Annotated in this window: 4 protein-coding genes; all 4 read left to right on the forward strand. The window is 73.2% G+C overall.

Annotation, left to right across the window (positions count from 1 at the left end; all coding sequences use genetic code 11):
- A partial coding sequence (locus ACJA3G_RS33960) for a DUF4190 domain-containing protein (RefSeq protein ID WP_406556879.1) occupies nucleotides 1-1192 on the forward strand: 1192 nt, incomplete at its 5' end.
- Between the two features lie 147 nt (nucleotides 1193-1339).
- The gene (locus tag ACJA3G_RS33965) at nucleotides 1340-2092 is read left to right on the forward strand and encodes a GntR family transcriptional regulator (protein ID WP_406556880.1); all 753 of its coding nucleotides are present in this window, start codon (nucleotides 1340-1342) and stop codon (nucleotides 2090-2092) included.
- Nucleotides 2093-2360: 268 nt separating this feature from the next.
- Nucleotides 2361-2540, forward strand: coding sequence for an SPOR domain-containing protein (locus ACJA3G_RS33970; protein WP_406556881.1), 180 nt, complete (start codon nucleotides 2361-2363; stop codon nucleotides 2538-2540).
- A gap of 91 nt (nucleotides 2541-2631) precedes the next feature.
- The gene (locus ACJA3G_RS33975) at nucleotides 2632-3054 is read left to right on the forward strand and encodes a (deoxy)nucleoside triphosphate pyrophosphohydrolase (protein ID WP_406556882.1); all 423 of its coding nucleotides are present in this window, start codon (nucleotides 2632-2634) and stop codon (nucleotides 3052-3054) included.
- The last annotated feature ends 20 nt before the right edge of the window (nucleotides 3055-3074 follow it).

The raw sequence follows: 3074 nt of genomic DNA on the forward strand, positions 1-3074 counted from the left end.
CCACCCCGGGACGCAGCAGCCCTGGTACCCGTATCCGCAGTCGTATCCGCAGCCGTTCCCGCAGCCCGCCGGGACCAGCGGGCTGGCCGTCGCCTCGCTGGTCACCGGCATCCTCTGTTGTGTGCCGCCGCTCGGGCTCGTCCTGGGTGTGCTCGCCCTGGGGCGGATCCGGAAGAAGGGGCAGCGCGGCAAGGGCATGGCGGTCGCCGGTGTCGTGCTGTCCTCGGTCAGCACGGTCCTCGCCGTCGTCCTGGTGGTGACGGGTGCGGCAAGCGCGTTCTGGGACGGGGTGCGCGACGGCATCGACGACGCCAGGAGCACCCGCAGCACCCAGGACCTGCGCCGGGGCGACTGCTTCAACGTCCCCGGCGGCGAGCTGGAGGCCGAGATCGTCCATGTGATCGTCGTGCCGTGCGCCGAGCCGCACGACGGCGAGGTCTCCGGCTCCTTCACGGTGGAGGGCGCCACCTTCCCCGGCGACAAGGCGGTCACCGCGCTCGCCGACCGCAGGTGCTGGTACGTCGAGCAGGAGTACGCGCTGGACAGCTGGGCGCTGCCGGTGGAGGCCGAGTCGTACTACTACACGCCCAGCAGCCGCGGCTGGCGGCTCGGCGACCGCACGGTCACCTGCTCCTTCGCCACCACCAGCGGCAAGCTCAAGGGCTCGGTGCGCAACGACGCCCGCCGGCTCGACGCCGACCAGGTGACCTATCTGCGCTCCGCCAACGCCTATGACCGGGTGCTGGCGGCCGGTCCCGACGAGGACCGGGTCGAGGACGATCTGCCCGCCTTCAAGGAGTGGGCCGGGCGGGTCTCGCAGGTGCTGGAGCAGGAGAGCGTACGGCTGCGCGGGCGGAGCTGGCCCGCCGCCGCGGACGCGCGGGTGAGCGCCCGTACCAAGGAGATGGAGGCGGCGGGCAGGGAGTGGGCGAAGGCGGCCGTCTCGTCCGACGCCGCCGCCTTCTATGTGCACTCGGGCGCCGCGGACCGCGCCCTGCGCCAGGAGACGGAGGTCGCCGCCCGCCGCGCGCTGCGCCTGGCCACCACCCCGCCCGACACCGACTCCGGCGGCGCCGACGGCGGGACGGGCAGCGGAAGGGGCGGCGGCGGCACCGGCAGCGGCGGCACCGGGGACGGTCCGGATTCGGGACCGGAGAATGAAACCGGAAGCGGCGGTTCCAAGTCGGTCTGAGAAGGGCCCGGGACGGGTAGCCCTACTCGCGGTATCCGCTGGGCACGGAGAGGGTCATCACTTCGAGTGAAAGTCTGGCCATTGCTTGCCGCGCACAACCCACGGTTGCCACGCTGTTGCAGTCTGTCAACCTGATGGGAGTGGCCAGTGACTTTCGGTGAGCAGCCGGCTTATCTGCGCGTAGCCAGCGATCTCCGGCAGAAGATCGTCAGTGGCTCACTGCCGCCGCATACCCGCCTGCCCTCACAGGCCCGTATCCGTGAGGAGTACGGCGTCTCCGACACGGTCGCCCTGGAGGCGCGCAAGGTCCTGATGGCCGAGGGCCTGGTCGAGGGCCGCTCCGGGTCGGGGACGTATGTGAAGGAGCGCCCCGTCCCGCGCCGGGTGGCCCGCTCCGGGTTCCGCCCGGCGAAGGGGGCCAGCCCGTTCCGCCAGGAGCAGGCCGAGGAGGGCACCCGGGGCACCTGGGAGTCGAGCAGCGAGCAGGAGGCGGCGTCCGCCGAGATCGCCGAGCGGCTCGGCATCCGCCCCGGCGACCGCGTGATGCGCACCCGGTACGTGTACCGGGACGCGGGCGAGCAGATGATGCTCTCCACCTCCTGGGAACCGCTCGCGGTGACCGGGCGCACCCCGGTGATGCTGCCCGAGGAGGGACCGCTCGGCGGGTGCGGGGTGGTGGAGCGGATGGCCGCGATCGACGTGGTGGTGGACAACGTGGTGGAGGAGGTCGGCGCGCGCCCGGGGCTGGCGGAGGAGCTCATGGCGCTCGGCGGGGTCCCGGGCCATGTGGTGCTCGTCATCGAGCGCACGTACTACGCCTCGGGCCGCGCGGTGGAGACGGCCGACGTCGTCGTCCCCGCCGACCGCTACCGGATCGCCTACCACCTGCCGGTGAAGTGACGGCCTCGCGCCCGCCGGTGACATGTCCCGCTGCCGGTGGCGGGCGGAGCGCCGGGGCGGGGCGGGGCTGATTCGGCGTCAACTTCCCTGACAGGGGCGCACTCCACGGAGTGCGCCCCTGTCGCTCTGTCCCCCTGTGGCCGGATCCGTATCTCTTCGTGAAAACTCGGATCCGCTGAGTGAAGGTCAGGCGTAGGCTCGGGCATATGCGGAATGCGGTTTCCTGGGGATCTTCACCGACCTGCACGCCGACAGCGGGAGGGGCGCGATGAACGACGGTGGCGTGGTGCTTTCCTGGCAGGTCATACGGCAGGACGACAACGGCAACCGCTACCGCGTCGGACGGTACGCCACCCGGGCCGAGGCCCAGAAGATCGTCGACAGCCTCGACGACCTGGGACATCACCGGCACTACTGGGTCGAGCGGATCGCCCAGCCGGCGCAGTAGCGAGAGACCCGGCGAGGGGCGGCCGGGGAGGCGGGGCCCGGTCGCGGCCCGCCGGACCGGACCGGCCCCGGCGCGGGTTACGCTCCGGCGCATGGATGTTCGCGTGGTGGTGGCCGGAGCCGTTCTCGACCGGGGCAGGCTGCTCGCCGCGCGCCGCAGCGCCCCGCCCGAGCTGGCCGGACGCTGGGAGCTGCCCGGCGGCAAGGTGGAGCCGGGCGAGCGGCCCGAGGACGCGCTGGTGCGCGAGCTGCGTGAGGAACTGGGCGTGGAGGCCGAGCCGCTGGAGCGCATCGCGGGGGAGTGGCCGCTCAGGCCCGGACTCGTCCTGCGGGTGTGGACCGCCCGGCTGATCTCCGGCGAGCCCGAGCCGCTGGAGGACCACGACGAGCTGCGCTGGCTCGGCCCCGACGAGACCGACCAGGTCGACTGGCTGCCCCAGGACCGCCCGGCGGTGGCGGAAGCGGCACGCCTGCTCGCGCGCGGCGCCGGGGCGGGGCGCAGGGCCGGAGCGTAGGGCTGGGGGTAGGAGACTGC

It is taken from the genome of Streptomyces sp. YS-3, assembly GCF_045257485.1.
GTDB lineage: Bacteria > Actinomycetota > Actinomycetes > Streptomycetales > Streptomycetaceae > Streptomyces.

Excerpts from the sequence above, each read along its gene's own strand:
- ACJA3G_RS33970 (WP_406556881.1), top strand. The coding sequence starts at position 2,361 with ATGAACGACGGTGGCGTGGTGCTTTCCTGGCAGGTCATACGGCAGGAC.
- ACJA3G_RS33975 (WP_406556882.1), top strand. The coding sequence starts at position 2,632 with ATGGATGTTCGCGTGGTGGTGGCCGGAGCCGTTCTCGACCGGGGCAGG.